Origin of the sequence: Clostridium cylindrosporum DSM 605 (genome assembly GCF_001047375.1) — a bacterium.
GTDB classification, from domain to species: domain Bacteria; phylum Bacillota; class Clostridia; order Clostridiales; family Caloramatoraceae; genus Clostridium_AB; species Clostridium_AB cylindrosporum.
Genome location: NZ_LFVU01000007.1, coordinates 1 through 17,841, shown reverse-complemented (window position 1 = coordinate 17,841; position 17,841 = coordinate 1). Strand labels below are relative to the sequence as shown.

Here is a 17,841-nt window from a genome sequence, read left to right as displayed (position 1 = left end):
AAGGATGAAAGAAGCAATTATTATATTTACAAGAGTGCCGATTAAGGGAAGAACAAAAACACGTCTACAAAAGTGCTTGTCACCAAAACAGTGTGCAATGATTCATGGAAGTTTTATTAAAGATATTTACAAAACATGTAAAGAAACTAAGAGGGATATCTTTATATTTTATACACCTAAAAGATATAAGCATAAACTTGTTGAACTTATAGGTGAAAATGATGAATATCAAGTGCAAGTAGGAGAAGATCTAGGGGAAAAAATGTTAGATGCGATTGAAACCGTACTTAGTAAAGGCTACTACTCCTGTATTCTTCTAGGGACAGATGTACCAGGTTTAAAGGCCACGTATATACTAAATGCATTTAAAGCACTTGAGAGAAGTGACGTAGTACTTGGACCAACATTTGATAAGGGATATTATCTTGTTGGAATGAAAAAACCATATAAAAATGTGTTTAGTAATCAGTTTTATGGGACAGGTGATGTGCTATCTAATACAATATCAAAGATAAAGGAAGAGAATCTATCATACGAACTTGTGGATACTTGTCTTGATATAGATGAAGAGGAAGATCTTAAGGCTCTTAAAGAAGGTATAGAAAAAGGAGAAATAACAAACTGTTATTGCACGATTGAGTTTTTAAAGAGTTTGGATAAAGGGGAGAAAGGTGGGACGAAGTATGCATAGAATTAGGGGATTAAAAGAATATATAGCTACAGAAAAGTTCAAAGAAGCATTAAATATTGCATTAGAAAGTGAATTAGAGCTTAAAATGCTTGCACAGGGTGAGTATAACATTAACTATATATTTACCCACCCAACAACAAACAAAAAACTACTTCTAAGGGTGAATACAGGCAGCCAAATGCATCTAGATAATCAAATAGAATATGAATATAACGCCTTAAAAGCTATTTATAAATCAGGAAGGACTCCTAATGTTTACTATGTAGATGGATCACTTAAAGACCTTGATTATGGTGTACTTATAATGGAATTCCTAGATGGAGTGCCTCTTGATTATAAAAAGGATTTATTAATTGCAGCTTCTTGCCTTGCTGATATACATAGTATTGAAGCTCAAGGGATTAATGGTTTAATATCACCAAGAAATCCTCTAGAGGCAATGATAGAGGAGTGTCACTCTATGGCAAGGGTATATCTAGAATCTAAGCTAGGTGACGAAAAGATAAAGTCTCAGATAAAAAGACTTTTAAGTTACGGAAAAGAATTAATAAAAAGTGAAAAGGAATATGAAGGAAAGCGAAGTATTATAAATACTGAACTTAACTCAGGGAATTTTCTTATAAATGGTGAGGGTAAAGACAATTATATAATTGATTGGGAGAAGCCTATCTTTGGAGAAGTAGCTCAGGACTTGGCTCATTTTCTAGCACCTACTACTACCTTTTGGAAAACCGATGTTATATTAGAAAAAAGTGAAATGGAAGAATTTATTGATGAATACATAAAGGTTGTAAATGGAAGGTTTAACACTGAGGATTTAAGGGATAGGTTTAAGATATATCTTCCACTCACCTGTTTAAGAGGGGTAACCTGGTGTTCTATGGCGTGGATAGAGTATCAAGACCCAAATAGACTTATTAAAAACGAATTTACCTATAATAAGATAAAAGCATATTTAGAGGCTGAATTTCTAAATAGAATTGAAAATGAGTATTTTCATTGATTATTAAGGTAAGAAAACAAATGACAAGAATAATACAGCATGTTTAAAAATAGCACATATTAAAGAATTGGAATTAGTTAAATATAAAGTTTACACTCTATGAGTAAACATGCTGTATGGTAAATGCTAAATTAATTCATCTAGTATTTCAATTGAACTAGATACAAGCTTTGGACAAACTGTAGTAAATAACCCCTTTTCAAGAATCACATTCATATCATCTGCATCTAAAAGGTTATAACCTAAAAGTTCCTTACATGTAAGAGCATTATGCTTTTCTGAGAATTTACTAGTAAATTGTAATGACTTCACAGTAGAGTCTGCACTTTCACCTGGAACAGCTTGTCCATACTTTAAACCAATTGCCATTAAAGCCCCTGTAACAGCACCGCAGGTACCTTGACAAAGCATTCCACTTCCAAAACAAGCAGATACCTTTTTGGCAGTAGCATCATCAAGGTCTAACTTTTCTGTCATACTACTTAATACAATTTGAGAACAGTTAAAGCCCTCGCTAAAAAGATCTTGAATTTGTTTTTCCTTCATAGTTTCTACTTCCTTACATTGTTTTTGAAGAAAGTATAAATAATTAAGCGTTAAAAGTCAAACTTTGTATGTGGGGGAGGTCGAGCAAGTAGTGGTGCCTACGTCTAAAACTACGAGACCTTCGAGAAGATATTCTAATCTATGAAAATACCCTTAGACCAAGTGCAGCGCAAACTCGCCTAAAAGCTCAAACATGCTTCTTTACTAGGTCTAAGGATATTTTCATGGATAAGAATATCTAACTCTTGGCTCTATAGCTTTAGCCGTAGGCACCACTACTTGCTATGAGACCTTATCTACATAGCAAAATGTAATTGTGTATATATCCTAGATTTCTTTTGATTTTTATGTGGATAATGTGGATAAGGTTGAGTGTTTATACTTTAGGATTGTGAGTAAATTAATATATAAAGAAATTAAGTAATACTTCTTAAAATGAAAATATGGTTTTAATAAAGATTAAAAGTCTCTTAAAAGATACCTTCTCATAAAGTATCATTGCAAAGGGCTAGTACCTAGGTGTAAAACAATAGAGTCGAGGATTAGAAGCTCTTTTCGAAGATCTCGCCGTTTTACACCTAGGTACTAGCTCTTGCAGGATCAAAACCTACATTAAACTTTATACTATTCTTAATATTCGGTTTTTCTATAGATATCTATATTGACTTTCTGTTGTCGAAATATTAAGATATAGTTAAATAAAAAGTAATAAAAAAAAGAATATTAGTATTTTTAAATTTGTTTGCTTAACAACGAATTGCTTGCAATAGGGCTTGTAGTTCGTTGTTTTTTATTTTTTGTATAGCACTATAACTATTGTAGAGTACTGTTGTGTTTAGGATTCCTGGGAAGTAGTAGGATTAAAAGGCTGTTTACTTCTTTGGAATCTTTTTTTATGGGTAATATGTATTATGTTAATAAAGGTTAGACAATATTAATTTAGTGTTAAAGTTGTATTAAAATGTAAAAAAACCTCAGGAATTAGTGATAAACTACCAAATATAGAAGTTATTTTATAAGGGGGCAATGGTGTGGCTAATGTAAATAAAATTCAGGGCAATATGAAACTTTCCACAATGATAATTATTGAAGTGGTAATAGCTATGATTTTAGTTATAACTCAAGGAATTGTATCAATAGCGAATTCTCAAAAGACTATTAGAGATAGCAGAGAAATATCTGCCATAACAGCAAGGTCCACTGAATATATAAACAAGATTAGAACAGACATGCTAGAAATGAGAATACAAGTTGTAAAAGGTACTCTTGGTGAGTATGAGCCACAAATGTATAATATAATTAAGGAAAAAAATGAGAATATAAGTGATAGTGTTAATAGTTATCTTAAATTAGGTATAGTGAGCCAAGCAGAAAAAGATGCTTTGGCTGATGTAACTAATAAAGTAGATATATATAATAAGACTTGGGATGGAATTAGAGCAGGAATTTTAAATGGTAAAATAGCTCCAATAGAGCAAAGAAATGCTCTTAAGGATGCGGCAGAGGAAGTTGATGCTTCTTTGGCAAAGGCAGATAAAGCTAACCTTATAACTTTAAAGGCTAATAATGTTATTATAGATAAGTCTATGAAGGACTCAAAAAACCTAATATTTAGTATAATGCTATGTGTTATGTTTGTATTAGGTATAAGCTCTGTATTTCTTGTATGGAGTATGAAAAAGTCTATTAAAGAATTTGCTTACATATTAGAAAGGGTATCAAAGCTTGACTTGTCAGTTAAAATCACACCGGACAAAAGTGAGTTTGGTCAAATGAAGAAACTTGTTAAGGCAGCATTAAATGATATCTCTAGGGTTATTAGAGATGTTATAGATTCAGCCCATTCTGTTGAGGATAAATCGACTTCACTGAAAGTAGCATCAGGTCAAATAACAAGTGCTACAGCAGAGGTATCAGGTGCAATGCAGGAAATAGCAGCAGGATCAAATGTACAGGCGGCAAAACTACAGGAAATTAACGCTACTATGGATATTTTTAGCCAAAATATAAAGTCAATTACAGAAAGTATTACAGATGTTGATAAAAGTACAGAGGATGCTATGGGTAGTGCTAAGGAAAGTAGTACTCAGTTAGAAAATATAGTACTTTCAATTAACGAGATTAAACACTCATTTGAAGATGTAAGTGATAAGGTATCAATTCTTTCAAGTAATATAGTAAGGGTATCAGATATAACTAACTTAATTAATTCAATTGCTGAACAAACAAATCTTTTAGCTCTTAACGCTGCAATTGAGGCTGCTAGAGCAGGGGAGTCTGGTAGAGGATTTGCAGTTGTTTCAGATGAAGTAAGAAAACTTGCAGAGCAGTCAAAGGACTCTGTTAAGGATATTAATAAGTTAATTGAAACTGTAACCTTAGAAAGTAAGGTTATGGAGGAGACTACTGAAAACGTAGGTAAGGAACTTGAAAGTGAAATAGACAAAATACAAGAGTCTATTGATAGTTTTAGATTAACTATTAATTCAATAGAGGCTATAGCACCAAAGGTTGAGCTAGTAGGGGCTAAAATAGAGGAATTAAATAGTGATAAGGTAGAAATAGTAGAAAGAGTTAATGAGATATCATCTATATCACAGGAATTTACAGGAGCTGCTGAGGAGATAGCAGCATCTAGTGAAGAGGTTACTTCATCTACTGAAGAAGTAGAGGGAGCTGCCATAGACTTACAAGAAAAGTCACTTTCAATGCTAAATATGGTAAACAAGTTTACACTATCTGAGTAAGTTTCATTAACTATGATAGAGATAGATTAGATATTTAAAGGTACTTTTGGATAAGAAGAATAAGGAAAACTATTACTGGAATAACAGAGATATATGTAGTGTAAAGGCTTTTATTGTTATATGCTTTTCCTTGACCTTTAAGACTTTGTAACATATAATAATATTACAGTTTAGTTTTAATTATATTTATAAAACACATTAAAACATAAATTGTATAGTTTATTTTTTAATAGCATATATTTGGTCATGCTAGACGGGGAGGCAGCGGTGCCCTGTAACCTGCAATCCGCTACAGCAGGGTTGAATTCCACGTCTAGGCTACATTGTGTGAGGACTGACCGCGGTAAGTGGTGTTGAAGATTGGGTCCTACGCAAGAGGAATCTGTGAACCTCGTCAGATCCGGAAGGAAGCAGCGATAAGCGGAATCTCCTCTGTGCCGTAGAACAACCTGGTCCGAGCTAACTGCCTCGGTAACGCTTGTTCAGTGTAGTCAAAGCGTGGTGCATGACCTTTAATTATAATATAAGCATAAATACTAACTTATTTTTTCAAGTTATTATTTATGCTTATATTTTTACTTAATTTGACTAAAGAGGTGATTTCCTTGTCATATATGGCACTATACAGGGAGTTTAGACCAAAATCATTTGAGGATATTATTGGTCAAGATCATATAGTAACGACCCTGAAGAATCAAATAAATTCAGATAGAATAGCACATGCCTATCTTTTTACAGGAACCCGTGGAACAGGTAAAACATCTACTGCGAAGATTTTTTCTAAGGCAGTTAACTGTTTAACACCTATAGATGGAAGTCCTTGTAATGAGTGCACAGCATGTATTGAAATAAATAAAGGAACGCTTTTAGATGTTGTTGAGATGGATGCTGCATCAAATAGAAAGCTTGAAAATGCACTAGATATAATAGAGACAGTAAAGTATCCACCACAGTCAGCAAGGTATAAGGTATACATAATAGATGAGGTTCATATGTTAACTACTCAAGCATTTAATGCCCTACTTAAGACTATAGAAGAGCCTCCATCATATGTTATATTCATACTTGCAACAACAGACCCTCAAAAGGTACCTGCAACAATTCTTTCAAGGTGTCAAAGATTCGACTTTAAAAGAATTAAAGGAGATGACGCCTTTTTGAGACTTAGGCATATAATAAACATGAAGGGTGTTTTTGCTGAGGACGAAGCGCTTAAACTTATAGCTAAGGTTTCAGAGGGAGCTATGAGAGATTGTCTGTCTATACTAGATCAAGCGATATCCATGGGAGATGGAAGGGTAGATAGAAAACTCGTATCGGAAATGCTTGGCATCACAGGAAGAGAGGCTATATACAATCTAATTGATTACATGTCTGATGGCAATATAGATTCAGCACTTAGAGAAATAGACTCTGTAATGATGTCAGGTAAGGACATAATGCAATTTATTAAGGACATAATAAAGCACCTTAGAAACCTTTTAGTGGTTAGAGTTAGCAAAAACCCTGAGGATACTATAGATATAGGTCTTGATACGGTAAATGATTTACTTGAACAGTCAAGAAAGCTAAGATATGAGGATATAGTAAGAGCTATAAACATATTTATTGAGGCTGAACAGGAGATTAAGCTTACATCACAATGGAGAATAGTTCTAGAGATGGCTATTATAAGATTCTCAAAAAGAGAATATGACATATCCACGGAAACTTTACTTAAGAGAATATCAAGACTTGAGGATATTATAGAAAGTGGAAGTATTGTTAGAAGCACTCCTCAAAAGGAAAAGGAAGTACCTCAAAGGAGATCGGAGTTAGCCGCTAGTGAGGCAGTTAAGGACATTGAAGTTACAAGTCCTAATCTTGATGATTCAAATTCTACACCAAGTGTAATTGAAGAAGAAGAGGATACTGCATCTCAAGGGGTAGGCTCTATGTCAGAACAGCAAGCTAAAGGAGCTTTAGTTGAAGTTCTTAACATTCTTCGAGCCAATAAAAAAATGACTGTATATGCTCATCTTGTTAATGGAAAGGTGCAAAAAGTAGAGGGTAACACTATATATATAAGTTTCAGAGATGAATTTAGTTTTAGTAAAACCATACTAGAAAAACCTGACTATACAAAGGGCCTTCAAAAATACTTCGAAAAATATATAAGCTCCCCTGTAAGATTAAAGTTTATTATCGAAAAAGGGGAAGATGACAGTTTTAATGAAAGTATTAATAGGGCTAAAAGTTTACTTGGAGAAGAGTTTGTCGAGGTAATTGAATAGTAAAAACTAGAATGTTACAATATAATGGAATGTATATAAGTTTAATTAGAATTTAAGGAGGGATTTCCTATGTTTAAAGGTGGAATGCCAGGAAACATGAATAATTTAATAAAGCAGGCTCAAAAGATGCAAAAGCAACTAGAGGAAAGCAAAGCAGAAGTTGAAAGCAAGATCTTCGAAGCAACTGTTGGTGGCGGAGCTGTAACTGCTAAGGTTAATGGAAAGAAAGAAGTTGTTGATATAATCATTAAGGAAGAGGTTGTAGACCCAGATGATGTTGAAATGCTACAAGACCTTATAATTTCTGCAGTTAACAAAGCAATTAGCGATGCTGACAAGGAAATGGGATCAACTATGGGTAAACTTACAGGCGGAATGAACATGCCAGGTCTTTTCTAGACTAGGGGAGGAATTTAGGTGATATACCCACAATCCATAATGAAATTAATTGAAGAATTCTCTAAACTACCAGGAATTGGATCCAAAACAGCACAGAGGCTTTCTTTTCATGTATTAGGCATGGAAAAAAGCGCTGTAAATCGTCTTGCAGAGGCGATTATAGAAGCTAAGGAGAAGACGAATTACTGTACAGTATGTGGGAACCTTACAGATAAGGACCCATGTATGATATGTAGTAATAAGTCAAGGACACCTGAGGTTATATGTGTTGTAGAGGATGCAAGGGACGTTATAGCAATGGAGAGAACAAGGGAATTCCCAGGGCTGTATCACGTACTACAAGGGGCTATATCTCCACTATCAGGGATAGGTCCAGATGATATAAAAATCAAGGAACTTGTTACAAGAATGACTCCAGAGGTTAAGGAGGTTATACTTGCCACTAACCCTAACGTTGAAGGCGAGGCTACAGCTATGTATATATCAAGGCTGCTTAAACCACTTGGGATTAAGGTAACAAGAATAGCCCATGGGATACCTGTTGGAGGAGACCTTGAGTATACTGATGAGGTTACTATAACAAGGGCACTTGAGGGAAGAAGAGAATTATAGTTTTTATATAAACTTTTAGCGAGGCCACTGTCTATGACTGACAGTGGCCTCATTTTTAATTATGGAAGTTTGCTATAAAATGCTAATGTAGTAGAGGATGTATTAATTATAGTTTTTTATTATTAAAAGCAATCTAGATTATTAAGGACGAATTCTTTGAAAGTATTAGGCTCCTTGCCTGTAATTTTGAAAAAATCATTTGTAACATGCTTTGATGTACCTAGCCTTGTCATTATATAAAGCATAACTGTTACATTAACATAGGTTTTATCTAGTTTTCGATTGTTAATATAATGTTTTCTGTATCTTAGAAGAGAAGGATTTGCATAGATTATTTTTCTTTTAAGACATTCACTTAATATATTAGCAACTTCATAGTAGTCAATAGACTCACTTCCTGTTAAGGTGTACTTAGTATTTATGTGCTCATATGAATTGTGAAGAATCTTAGCTATTGCAAGGCCTATATCTGTAGCATCTATGAAGCTTGTTTTACTTTTACCTGCTGGTACGAAGACTCTATCTTCTTTGCGTATTTCATCAGAATGAATCCCAGAAATGTTTTGCATGAAGAACCCTGGTCTAATATGTGAGTATGAAAGTCCAATTTTCTCTATGTACTTTTCTATTTTTCCATGTGGCGGAATCGGGTTGTTCTCAACTCCCATTAGTGAAAGAAATGATACTAACTTAATGTTGTGTTTCTTTAGGGCATCTATAAAAGGGTATAATGCTGTGGGGTTTCCAAGGGATGGTGGCCTCATTAAAAATACACGATCTACATCTTTTAATGCCTCATCAAATGTATTCTTGTCATTAAAGTCAAAATAAACTACATCACAGCTATCTCCAAAGGTCTTTTTTAATCTGTCTACATTTGAACCAGAGGCTACAACACTTTCTCCTAGTTTTATTAGTTCACGAGTAACATAACCCCCTACATTACCACTAGCGCCTGTAACTAATATTTTCATATCTATTTTCCCCCTTCTAAAATACTATTTGATTTCTTTAATAATTTAATTAGAAGTGTAAATTCATCCTTTGTAAGTCCTTTCTCAAGTAAAGTAATTATCTTTACATACTCATCATAAAAGTCATTAGTTAAATTTATTGCCTTTTCAGTTAGAATAACCTGAAAGCTTCTTTTGTCACTTTGCATAGGAATCTTTTCGATGTATCCCTTTTTATAGAGTGAAGTAATAGAAGCTGTAACTGCTGGCTTTGATATATTAAAAAATTCGCTTATAGAAACTGGAGTTACAGCATTTTCTGATCTTTTAATAAAAATCAGAATGCCAACCTCACTTGCTCTAATAGGTAGTTTCCTTTTTAAGTTCATATTATTTCTACAAAATTGCGTTACTATCTCTATAGCATATTCCATGTTTTTATCCATATAGCACCTCAATATAGTTAACTTAGTTAACTATATCATATATGTTTGGAATATAGTTGTCAAATATAAGAGAATAAGTGTAACTAGTTAATCAATAAGAATAAAAATATAATTTTTGCAGATAATCCAAGTATGAGGTGATGTAAGTGAATACTAATATAGAATTTCTAAACTATATATATCAAAATGCGGAAATGGGTAAAAGTACAATTAATCAGCTACTAGGTATTTCAGAGGATGAGTCATTTAAAAGAGTATTAGAATCTCAACTTAAAGAATATAATGAGATATTTGATATAGCAAACAATAAGATTCAAGAAAATGATAAAGAAGGTAAGGGAATTGGATTACTTACTAAGTTATCTACATATTTAATGATTAACATTAATACCCTTAGAGATAAGACTTCATCCCATATTGCTGAAATGATGATTAGAGGAAGTACTATGGGTATTGTTGATATTACGAAAAAGCTTAAGGAATATAGTAATGCTAGTGAGGATATACGAGGACTAGGAGATAGGCTATTAAAGTTTGAGCAGGATAACGTTGAAGAAATGAAGAAGTTTTTATAGAGGATAATAATGAACAACATGCTATATGATTGAGTAATATAGTATGTTGTTTTTTATTTAGAAAGATTAATCTTATAATTTTCAGTAATTTATTTGTATATTCTAAAGTATATGTATATAATCTATTTAAGTATTTACCATATATTGTAATGGGGATTTGTTTTGATAGGAGGATAATATGATAAGAAAGGCATTAGAAAGCATACTAGATGAAAAGTATTCTAGGAATAATTTAAGACTATTAAAATTTAATTACACTATAATAATTTTCCTTTATATTTTCTCAGCAATTATATTGAAGTTTCTTCCAAAGGATATGCCAATGCAGTGGGCAGCTGATGGCAGTGTAAATTATACATTACCAAGCATAATTGGTGTTTGGATACTACCAACTATCTTACTGTTGGTTAACTTTTTCTCAATAAAAAGAAATAGGATAAACATAATAAACACCATAGTATATTTATTTGTAAGTATTGTATATGTTTATACCTATGTAAAGATTATATAATAAGTATTCATATAAAAGTAATAATAGTTTTTAAAATACCGCATTACCCAAAATGGTTGGAGGTATTTTTTATTTATATACTTATAAACTATAATTTTATGGTTTATTTCATGAGAGTTTGAAAATACGATTTAACTTACTAAATAATAGGAAGGTGAAATTATGAATATAAATGATGGACAGGATAAGGAAGAGAAACGCAAAATAGAAGAATATAAAAAACATCCAATGATTAACTTAGCGGATTCAATAAACCATTCAAAGATAGGAGACTTAAGCCAGTTAACAAAAGGAGGAGGCGGCTGCCTTATTAGGATTATCACTACAGTTATAATTATTGGAATATTGTTTTTTCTTTTAAGAACTTCTAATTAAGTTAAGTCATAAGCATAGTAGAATATTGTGATGAAAAGCTACTATATATTATACATCTTTAATTAGCAATTATTTTATATTATAAAATATTTTTATTAAAAGGAGTATGTTTATGAAGAAGATTCTTTCAACAATACTACCAAGTCTATTGATATTTACATTCATATGGATAGATTCTATGTTCCCTGAGAGTAAATATATTTTATTAGGAATATATTTATTATTCCCAATAATTTTTATCATTCAAGGCATTATATGTTCAAGCTCAATTAGAAATATGATAATTGGTTGCCTATTATCATCTATGGCAGTTATTATACCTACTTCTATATGGTATAACATGACCAGTATGGTTACTCCAGTAATAATTTATCTATCATTAGCAATATTTGTTTTTGCTATTAAACAAAATAAAAAAACTAATAAGTCATAATGGTTTTGTATTATGTATTAATAAAAAAATGGGGGGATACATATGAATAGAAAACTAAAACAAGCAATTGTTTTAACATTTCTATTATTTTTAAGTGGTAGTTTAATGACATTTATAGGTTTTGTTAAAGGAGATGATATTGCGACTAGTCTATCTAGACCAATTGGTGAAAGTATATGGGAGACATCCAATGAAATGATATTAGGGTGTACTTATACACCAGTAATATTAGGAATATCTTTAATTATAATGTCTATAACATTTTCCACTGTTTTATTTATAAATTGGGTTAAAGAAATCAATTAATTCATATTCGTTTTATATTGTGTAACATTTATTAAATAAAAAGAATATTATTTAAGTTAATAATCCAATAAATGGGGTGAAAAAATGGATAATATTAAGAAGACCCTTATACGTGTATTAATACAATTTTTAATAATGTTTATTTTAGGATACTTTTGGATTGAAAATGATATTATGAAAGCCTTAAAACTTTCTATTTGGACAATTTTGGTTATAAATATATTTCATTTTATAGAATATTTTTATAGAAAGAAATATGTAAAAAGTAGAAATTAGAACATGTAATTTTATTACATCATAATAGTTTTATATTTTGAACTTGAAATAAGAATGATTTTCTCAAGCCAAAAAGGATGTAGAAGGTGATAAAAGTGAAATAAATAAAGCATTAAAAATCTCTTTACATTGGTTTAGTATAGGTGTATTTGTTGTGTTAGGAAGAAGAATGTTAAAGCATGGATTTACACTTGAAGTTTTTAAAGATGATTTTGTAGTAGACTTTGCTTTAGGTGTTGGAATAGCTATTATTGTAGGAATAGTTTGTAATTTTAAAGAAATAAGAAGTTGAATTATATTTTAAATATACAGTAGTCTCATATTACGTAAAAAAACCAGTAAATTTAATTTTTAACTGACCATTTGTGTACAATCTGGAAAATAAATAAGAGAAGTTTTAGTTGTATATAGGGAGGTGAATTACCTAGATGAAATTTATAGGTATAGCAGTATTTATAATAGCAGGAATATTATATGAAGTAGTATGGAGAAATATAGTTTGTAAGAAGAAAATAACTAACCATATAGATAGTATTGGTGGGGAAGTTTGTTATATAGAGAAGATAAGTATGAGAGATGAAATTTATAATGTTTGTTATACAGTAAAGGGTAAGCAGTATAAAGCAGCAGTTAAGTTTAATTTATTTTATAAGACAACATGGCATTGATTTAATATTAGTTTTCAGACGTTTTTTAGATATAACTTATATAGTTTAATCCTCAATATGCTTAAAATGTAAAGCAAATTAATAAATAGTAATTTGAGGTGAAGTTATATGAACAAATATACAAGAGAAGAATTAGCAGAAGCGCTACGAGTTGTATCTTCAACTATAAGTAAGTGTAAAAAAATGCAGATAAAATTTGCAGAGGGTACATCTCATCACACACTCCTTAAGAATAGAATAAAAGCAATGTATATTTCAAGATCACTAATAACAAATGAAAATATTATAGACAAATATACAAAAGAAGAATTGATAGAAGCACTACGCCCAGTATCTTCAGTTATCAGCAAATGTGAAAAGGCACAGTTAAAATTTGAGGAGGGCACATCTCATCACACCCGTTTTAAGAACATAATAGAAGCGATGTATATCTCAAAATCATTAATAACAGATGAAATTAGTAAAAGAGATTAATTTATAGTTTAGTTTATTAAATAGAATTCATAAGTATTAATTAGGGAGAAGGTGAAATAATTGAGTCTAAAAATAAGACAAGCAGTTGTTGAAGATGCGAAGGTTATTAGTAATATTCATGCCCTTAGTTGGAAGTCCGCATATAAAGAACTTGTACCACAGAGGTATCTAGATGATCTTAAAAATGACTTTTGGGTAGAAGCTTTTGAAAATTGGATTAGAAGTGATGATTTGAAAGCTAAGATAATCTATGAAAATGAAAAGCCTATAGGCTGTGCTATCTATGGAAAGTCAAGGGATGAAAAACTACTTAATTGGGGTGAAATTGTATCTATATACTTGCTTCCTGATTATTTTCACAAAGGATACGGACAAAAACTATTAGATAATGTTTTAATAGATATGAAAGAGCTTGGGTATAAAAACATTTACTTGTGGGTATTAGAGGAAAATGATAAAGCAAGACTATTCTATGAAAAGAATGGATTTAAATGTAATGATGATAAGTATTATTTTGAAGTTATGCAAAAACAGTTAGTAAATGTGAGGTATGTGAATAGTTTAAAATCATTAGGAAACAAGAATCCAGTAAAAAGAGGGACATAAAGTAGTTACTTTATGTCCCTAGGGGATATTATTAAATTAACAATGTTTATCTCTTGCAATAGGGTTTTCGATTAGAGTAGCAAGAACGAATGTGTGTCTGTGTCCATCATTACATGTTGTAACGCCATATACAAAGTGCACGTGTCTAGTTCTTGATACCCATATTGGTGGACCAGTGAAGACATCAATAATTTTATGCTGATGCTCAACGAAAGTATCAGTTCTTGTTTCAATACGGTGAACATGACGGCTAAGTGGTCCAATCGCTGGACCACTTACACCAGTGAAACGATGATTATGAACGTCTCTTTCACCTAGTTCAGCAAGTCTTGTACTACCTTGGAATTCGTGAACGTGTCTTTGTCTTCTGTCATCCCTATCACATCTTTTATCTCTGTCGCCTCTTACGTCTCCATCATATCTGTCATCTCTGTCGCCTCTTACATCTCCATCATATCTGTCATCTCTATCGCCTCTTACATCCCTATCACATCTGTTATCTCTGTCACCTCTTACATAATCGTCATCTCTTTCATCTCTTATTCCTTTTACATCGTTTTGATTCCATGACATAAAAAAATCAGCTCCTTTTGGTTTTTTCTGCTTTATAATATGAGTGTTATGAATAATTGTTACAAAAACATAAGGTAAGCATTTCTTTATCATTTTTGTGCTTTATAATATGAGTGTTGTGAATAATTGTTACAAAAATATAAGGTAGGCATTTCCTTATCATTTTTGTGCTTCATAATATGAGCATTATGAATATAGGTTACAAGCAAGATTGAAATATTAAGTACAATAAGATATTGTTACTAATTGTTTGCAAGAGAGGATTTTTCCAAATGAAGCGAAAAAGAGATGAAGAATAAATCTATTAATAGGTTAGTTTAGAATTATATAAAGTGAGAAAAGTGCTTATAATCTAATATAAGAAGAAGGTGAAAACTGAATAATATATTTAAGTGGAATGGAGGGTCTTTATGGATAAGCATGAATTTGAAAAGTTGTTACATGAGCAAATACCAATTACAAAGGCAATGGGTATTAGTGTAATAGAGTTCACACCATCAAAAGTAAAAGTATCAGCTAAGTTTGAACCAAATATAAATCACAAATCAACAGCCTTTGGTGGAAGTATAAATACGCTTATGACTATTTGTGGTTGGGGGATGGTATTTATAACTATTAAGAAGATAGATCCTGAGGCTCATATAGTTATTCAAAAAAGCAATATAAATTACTTACTTCCCATTACTGGAGATTTTACAGCAGAATGCAATTTGGCTGATGAAGAGAGTAAGAAAAGATTTATACAAATGTATAATAAGCATGGAAAAGGAAGATTAAATTTAAAAGTTTCTTGTTATGAAGATGATACACTACTTGCAGATTATCATGGACAATACATAGCATTTAAATAAAAATAATTTATATAATTAATAAAAGGAGGGAAGTCCCTCCTTTTTTATTTTTTGTTATTAACATCTGTGGCAATAAAATAGTCATATATAGACTCTAAAATTGGAGTAGGTAAAGACCCAAAGTTATTATCTACATTATAAGCTTCTACTTCCTCTGATAAGTATTTAATCATTTTAGATCTTTCAAAATCAGAAAGTTCTCTTGACATTTTATCAAGCCCCCTTATACATATATAGTATAGTTATATAAGTCAGAAAGTGATAAAAACATATTATTTTAAAATTTATTTATAGTGATAAAGTACATATCATAAAATAGCTGTAATGTGTATCCTATAATTAATGAAAATAAGGATATGCTTATTAGTTTGTACATTATTTGTAGTTTTAATTCACCTTAGAAAGGGATTATTATTACCATGAAGAGAATACTAAAGGATGTTTTGCTTAGAATTTTGATTAATATTACTATAGATGTATATGTTTTAATAAGTTCTGCATATTTAGATCCAATTTTATATATTAAAATTAAGACTTTAAAATAGATGGATGGAAAATGAGGGAGATTTTTTTATGAATTGTAAGACGGTTTTAATAACAGGAGCGTCCCGTGGAATAGGGGCAGCATGTGCAAAGCTTTTTAGTGAAAAGGGATATAATGTAGTAATTAATTATAACAATTCAGAAGATGAAGCATTAAGCCTGTGTGAATCACTAGAGAATAGAGGATATAGCGCTAAGGTGTTTAAAGCTAATGTGTGTAGTAGAGAAGAAGTTAATTCCATGATAGATTTTTGTATTAGGAACTTTGGTTCAATTGACGTACTTATTAATAATGCAGGAATCAGTCAGGAAAAACTTTTTATAGATATAACAGATGAGGATTGGGATAATATGATGAACAGTAATCTTAAAAGCATGTTTTACTGTAGTCAAAAGGCCCTAGAATATATGATTTCAGAAAAGAAGGGGAAAATAATTAATATTTCTTCAATGTGGGGAATGGTTGGAGCATCCTGTGAGGTTCACTACTCAGTAGCAAAAGCAGGGGTCATAGGAATGACTAAGGCTTTAGCTAAGGAAGTTGGGCCATCCAATATTCAAGTAAATGCGGTAGCACCTGGAGTTATTCAAACAGATATGCTTAAAGGATTTACAGAGGATGATTTAAATGATCTTAAGTATGAAACTCCTTTAATGAGACTTGGAACCCCTGAGGATGTAGCTAAGTGTGTATATTTTTTAGCATCAGATGATTCTGATTTTATAACTGGACAAGTTATAAGTCCCAATGGAGGTTTTGTTATCTAGTATAAAATGTATAAAGCTTCTTTAGGTTGGATAGAATCTAAGCTAAAGAAAGGGGGGCTTTATATATGGAAAATAAAGCAGTACTACAAACCTCTGAGCTTTTAAGTAGAGGAATAAGGAAGAGTAAGTTAAAAAAAGGTTCTAAAGAAGAAGTTTTAGAATCCCTTATTGAAGAAGCAAGGTCTGCTATTGTGCAGTTGCAAAACATAAGAAAATACTACGAGTTTGTAACCGACAGGGAACTTGTAGAATACGCAATATATAGAGAAAAGGCGGAAGAGGAGAGAATATCCTATCTCCTTAAAAAAATAAAAGAATTAGCTAACAAAGACATAATATAAACTAAGGTGTAGTTGCATAAACATAATTAAGATGACTTAATTATGGAGGTGTAATGTGTTAAATCAGCTAGGCAATATGAATATGTTAATGTACATAGTAATAATGGCAATACTTATAACTATAGCTATATCCGTTAGAGTAAAAAATGGGATTATGGTTAAGTTGGCATTTAGATTTGTAGTTGCTATTGGGATTATATATGGGATAAATTATATAACTCCACATATAGGAATAGATGCTAGTATCCCACTAAATCCAGTTACTGCATCTATCATAGCCCTACTACAGGCACCGGGAATGGCTCTTATATACATAGCAAAATACGCTATATATCCTATGTAACAATTAGTGATATAAGTTTGAGAGATCTTTAAAGTATATCTACTACTAAGATGAGTAGATATGTTAAGTAAAGATCTCTTTTTTATTTTTAGCATGATTAAAATAAAAAAAGAAACAAAAACTTTTTATCTTATGTGAATAAAACTTGAAAAATAGGTTCATAATACTTAAAGAGATTAGAAGTTAATCTATTTGAAAGTGATTATATTGTATTAATAGACGGTTTTGCGCTACAACTGTTCCTAGGGTGTTGACCTGTGAAAGAGTTAGTATATAGAAGTTATCTATAGTATTTATGCTGTAACATCATTATAGTCATGTATTAATATATACAGATATATAGCCATGTGGTAAGATATATCTTGTCGCCGGGAACAACCGGTGATGAAGCGAAAGAAAAACTTAGCTTCACAAAATAAAATTGAAAAACATAGTTGACAGAATGAAAATTATGTTTTACAATAATAAAACACTTGGTCATTGAAAACTAAACAGTAACTATAGCGAGCGTACAATAATTTTGTGTGT

The 17,841-nt window shown here is 31.3% G+C and carries 24 protein-coding genes, 1 other RNA gene and 1 pseudogene; 21 read left to right on the top strand and 5 right to left on the bottom strand.

The window, feature by feature from the left end; all coding sequences use genetic code 11:
• The first annotated feature begins 4 nt into the window (after positions 1 to 4).
• The gene (locus CLCY_RS04230) at positions 5 to 691 is read left to right on the top strand and encodes a TIGR04282 family arsenosugar biosynthesis glycosyltransferase (RefSeq protein ID WP_053083261.1); all 687 of its coding nucleotides are present in this window, start codon (positions 5 to 7) and stop codon (positions 689 to 691) included.
• On the top strand, positions 684 to 1,694 hold the full coding sequence (locus CLCY_RS04225; protein ID WP_048569897.1) for an aminoglycoside phosphotransferase family protein: 1,011 nt from the start codon (positions 684 to 686) through the stop codon (positions 1,692 to 1,694). Before CLCY_RS04230 ends, CLCY_RS04225 begins: the two co-directional genes overlap by 8 nt.
• Positions 1,695 to 1,820: 126 nt before the next feature.
• Here CLCY_RS04225 and CLCY_RS04220 read toward each other — a convergent pair whose 3' ends face one another.
• A complete protein-coding gene (locus tag CLCY_RS04220; protein WP_048569896.1) occupies positions 1,821 to 2,240 on the bottom strand; it encodes a C-GCAxxG-C-C family protein in 420 nt (139 codons plus the stop codon).
• 1,031 nt (positions 2,241 to 3,271) lie between these two features.
• Here CLCY_RS04220 and CLCY_RS04215 point away from each other — a divergent pair.
• The 5 genes from CLCY_RS04215 to recR all read left to right on the top strand — a co-directional run bounded on the left by CLCY_RS04215 (position 3,272) and on the right by recR (position 8,271).
• Positions 3,272 to 4,987 (top strand): methyl-accepting chemotaxis protein, encoded by a 1,716-nt coding sequence (locus CLCY_RS04215; protein WP_048569895.1) that lies wholly within the window; start codon positions 3,272 to 3,274, stop codon positions 4,985 to 4,987.
• 244 nt (positions 4,988 to 5,231) lie between these two features.
• Positions 5,232 to 5,496, top strand: an RNA gene (ffs, locus tag CLCY_RS13450) — signal recognition particle sRNA large type.
• 105 nt (positions 5,497 to 5,601) lie between these two features.
• A complete protein-coding gene (gene dnaX, locus CLCY_RS04210) occupies positions 5,602 to 7,260 on the top strand; it encodes a DNA polymerase III subunit gamma/tau (RefSeq protein ID WP_152668096.1) in 1,659 nt (552 codons plus the stop codon).
• A 69-nt stretch (positions 7,261 to 7,329) separates the two neighbouring features.
• Complete coding sequence (locus CLCY_RS04205; protein ID WP_048569894.1) at positions 7,330 to 7,659, top strand: YbaB/EbfC family nucleoid-associated protein; 330 nt, start codon at positions 7,330 to 7,332, stop codon at positions 7,657 to 7,659.
• A gap of 39 nt (positions 7,660 to 7,698) precedes the next feature.
• Entirely contained in the window at positions 7,699 to 8,271 is a 573-nt protein-coding gene (gene recR / locus CLCY_RS04200; protein ID WP_048569981.1) for a recombination mediator RecR, read from the top strand.
• 122 nt (positions 8,272 to 8,393) lie between these two features.
• Here the strand turns inward: recR and CLCY_RS04195 are convergent, their stop codons facing one another.
• Positions 8,394 to 9,245 (bottom strand): SDR family oxidoreductase, encoded by an 852-nt coding sequence (locus tag CLCY_RS04195; protein ID WP_048569893.1) that lies wholly within the window; start codon positions 9,243 to 9,245, stop codon positions 8,394 to 8,396.
• 2 nt (positions 9,246 to 9,247) lie between these two features.
• The gene (locus tag CLCY_RS04190) at positions 9,248 to 9,670 is read right to left on the bottom strand and encodes a MarR family winged helix-turn-helix transcriptional regulator (RefSeq protein ID WP_048569892.1); all 423 of its coding nucleotides are present in this window, start codon (positions 9,668 to 9,670) and stop codon (positions 9,248 to 9,250) included.
• A 146-nt stretch (positions 9,671 to 9,816) separates the two neighbouring features.
• Between CLCY_RS04190 and CLCY_RS04185 the strand changes: the two genes are divergently transcribed.
• The 10 genes from CLCY_RS04185 (at position 9,817) to CLCY_RS04145 (ending at position 13,894) form a co-directional block, all read left to right on the top strand.
• The gene (locus tag CLCY_RS04185; protein WP_048569891.1) at positions 9,817 to 10,245 is read left to right on the top strand and encodes a hypothetical protein; all 429 of its coding nucleotides are present in this window, start codon (positions 9,817 to 9,819) and stop codon (positions 10,243 to 10,245) included.
• A gap of 178 nt (positions 10,246 to 10,423) precedes the next feature.
• Entirely contained in the window at positions 10,424 to 10,756 is a 333-nt protein-coding gene (locus CLCY_RS04180; protein ID WP_048569890.1) for a hypothetical protein, read from the top strand.
• Positions 10,757 to 10,918: 162 nt separating this feature from the next.
• Entirely contained in the window at positions 10,919 to 11,131 is a 213-nt protein-coding gene (locus CLCY_RS04175; RefSeq protein WP_048569889.1) for a DUF6366 family protein, read from the top strand.
• Positions 11,132 to 11,243: 112 nt separating this feature from the next.
• Complete coding sequence (locus CLCY_RS04170; RefSeq protein WP_048569888.1) at positions 11,244 to 11,564, top strand: hypothetical protein; 321 nt, start codon at positions 11,244 to 11,246, stop codon at positions 11,562 to 11,564.
• Between the two features lie 42 nt (positions 11,565 to 11,606).
• Positions 11,607 to 11,870 carry a hypothetical protein gene (locus CLCY_RS04165; RefSeq protein WP_048569887.1) on the top strand — a complete coding sequence of 88 codons (264 nt, stop codon included), beginning with the start codon at positions 11,607 to 11,609 and terminating at the stop codon, positions 11,868 to 11,870.
• An 84-nt stretch (positions 11,871 to 11,954) separates the two neighbouring features.
• Positions 11,955 to 12,146 (top strand): hypothetical protein, encoded by a 192-nt coding sequence (locus tag CLCY_RS04160; RefSeq protein ID WP_048569886.1) that lies wholly within the window; start codon positions 11,955 to 11,957, stop codon positions 12,144 to 12,146.
• A 154-nt stretch (positions 12,147 to 12,300) separates the two neighbouring features.
• Positions 12,301 to 12,438, top strand: a complete 138-nt coding sequence (locus CLCY_RS13745; protein ID WP_161797104.1) for a hypothetical protein — start codon at positions 12,301 to 12,303, stop codon at positions 12,436 to 12,438.
• A 136-nt stretch (positions 12,439 to 12,574) separates the two neighbouring features.
• The gene (locus tag CLCY_RS04155; RefSeq protein ID WP_048569885.1) at positions 12,575 to 12,814 is read left to right on the top strand and encodes a hypothetical protein; all 240 of its coding nucleotides are present in this window, start codon (positions 12,575 to 12,577) and stop codon (positions 12,812 to 12,814) included.
• Positions 12,815 to 12,922: 108 nt separating this feature from the next.
• Positions 12,923 to 13,288 carry a hypothetical protein gene (locus tag CLCY_RS04150; protein WP_048569884.1) on the top strand — a complete coding sequence of 122 codons (366 nt, stop codon included), beginning with the start codon at positions 12,923 to 12,925 and terminating at the stop codon, positions 13,286 to 13,288.
• Between the two features lie 60 nt (positions 13,289 to 13,348).
• Positions 13,349 to 13,894 carry a GNAT family N-acetyltransferase gene (locus tag CLCY_RS04145; RefSeq protein WP_048569883.1) on the top strand — a complete coding sequence of 182 codons (546 nt, stop codon included), beginning with the start codon at positions 13,349 to 13,351 and terminating at the stop codon, positions 13,892 to 13,894.
• Between the two features lie 36 nt (positions 13,895 to 13,930).
• Here CLCY_RS04145 and CLCY_RS13955 read toward each other — a convergent pair.
• Positions 13,931 to 14,266 (bottom strand): annotated as a pseudogene (locus tag CLCY_RS13955) (YmaF family protein); the annotation flags it as partial.
• A 611-nt stretch (positions 14,267 to 14,877) separates the two neighbouring features.
• Between CLCY_RS13955 and CLCY_RS04135 the strand changes: the two are divergent.
• Positions 14,878 to 15,318 (top strand): YiiD C-terminal domain-containing protein, encoded by a 441-nt coding sequence (locus CLCY_RS04135; RefSeq protein ID WP_048569882.1) that lies wholly within the window; start codon positions 14,878 to 14,880, stop codon positions 15,316 to 15,318.
• 44 nt (positions 15,319 to 15,362) lie between these two features.
• Here the strand turns inward: CLCY_RS04135 and CLCY_RS13740 are convergent, their stop codons facing one another.
• Positions 15,363 to 15,527, bottom strand: coding sequence for a hypothetical protein (locus CLCY_RS13740; protein ID WP_161797103.1), 165 nt, complete (start codon positions 15,525 to 15,527; stop codon positions 15,363 to 15,365).
• A 364-nt stretch (positions 15,528 to 15,891) separates the two neighbouring features.
• Between CLCY_RS13740 and ymfI the strand changes: the two genes are divergently transcribed.
• The 3 genes from ymfI (at position 15,892) to CLCY_RS04120 (ending at position 17,313) form a co-directional block, all read left to right on the top strand.
• On the top strand, positions 15,892 to 16,629 hold the full coding sequence (ymfI, locus tag CLCY_RS04130) for an elongation factor P 5-aminopentanone reductase (protein WP_048569881.1): 738 nt from the start codon (positions 15,892 to 15,894) through the stop codon (positions 16,627 to 16,629).
• A 65-nt stretch (positions 16,630 to 16,694) separates the two neighbouring features.
• Entirely contained in the window at positions 16,695 to 16,970 is a 276-nt protein-coding gene (locus tag CLCY_RS04125) for a DUF2508 family protein (protein ID WP_048569880.1), read from the top strand.
• 55 nt (positions 16,971 to 17,025) lie between these two features.
• Positions 17,026 to 17,313 (top strand): pro-sigmaK processing inhibitor BofA family protein, encoded by a 288-nt coding sequence (locus tag CLCY_RS04120; RefSeq protein WP_048569879.1) that lies wholly within the window; start codon positions 17,026 to 17,028, stop codon positions 17,311 to 17,313.
• Positions 17,314 to 17,841 lie beyond the last annotated feature (528 nt).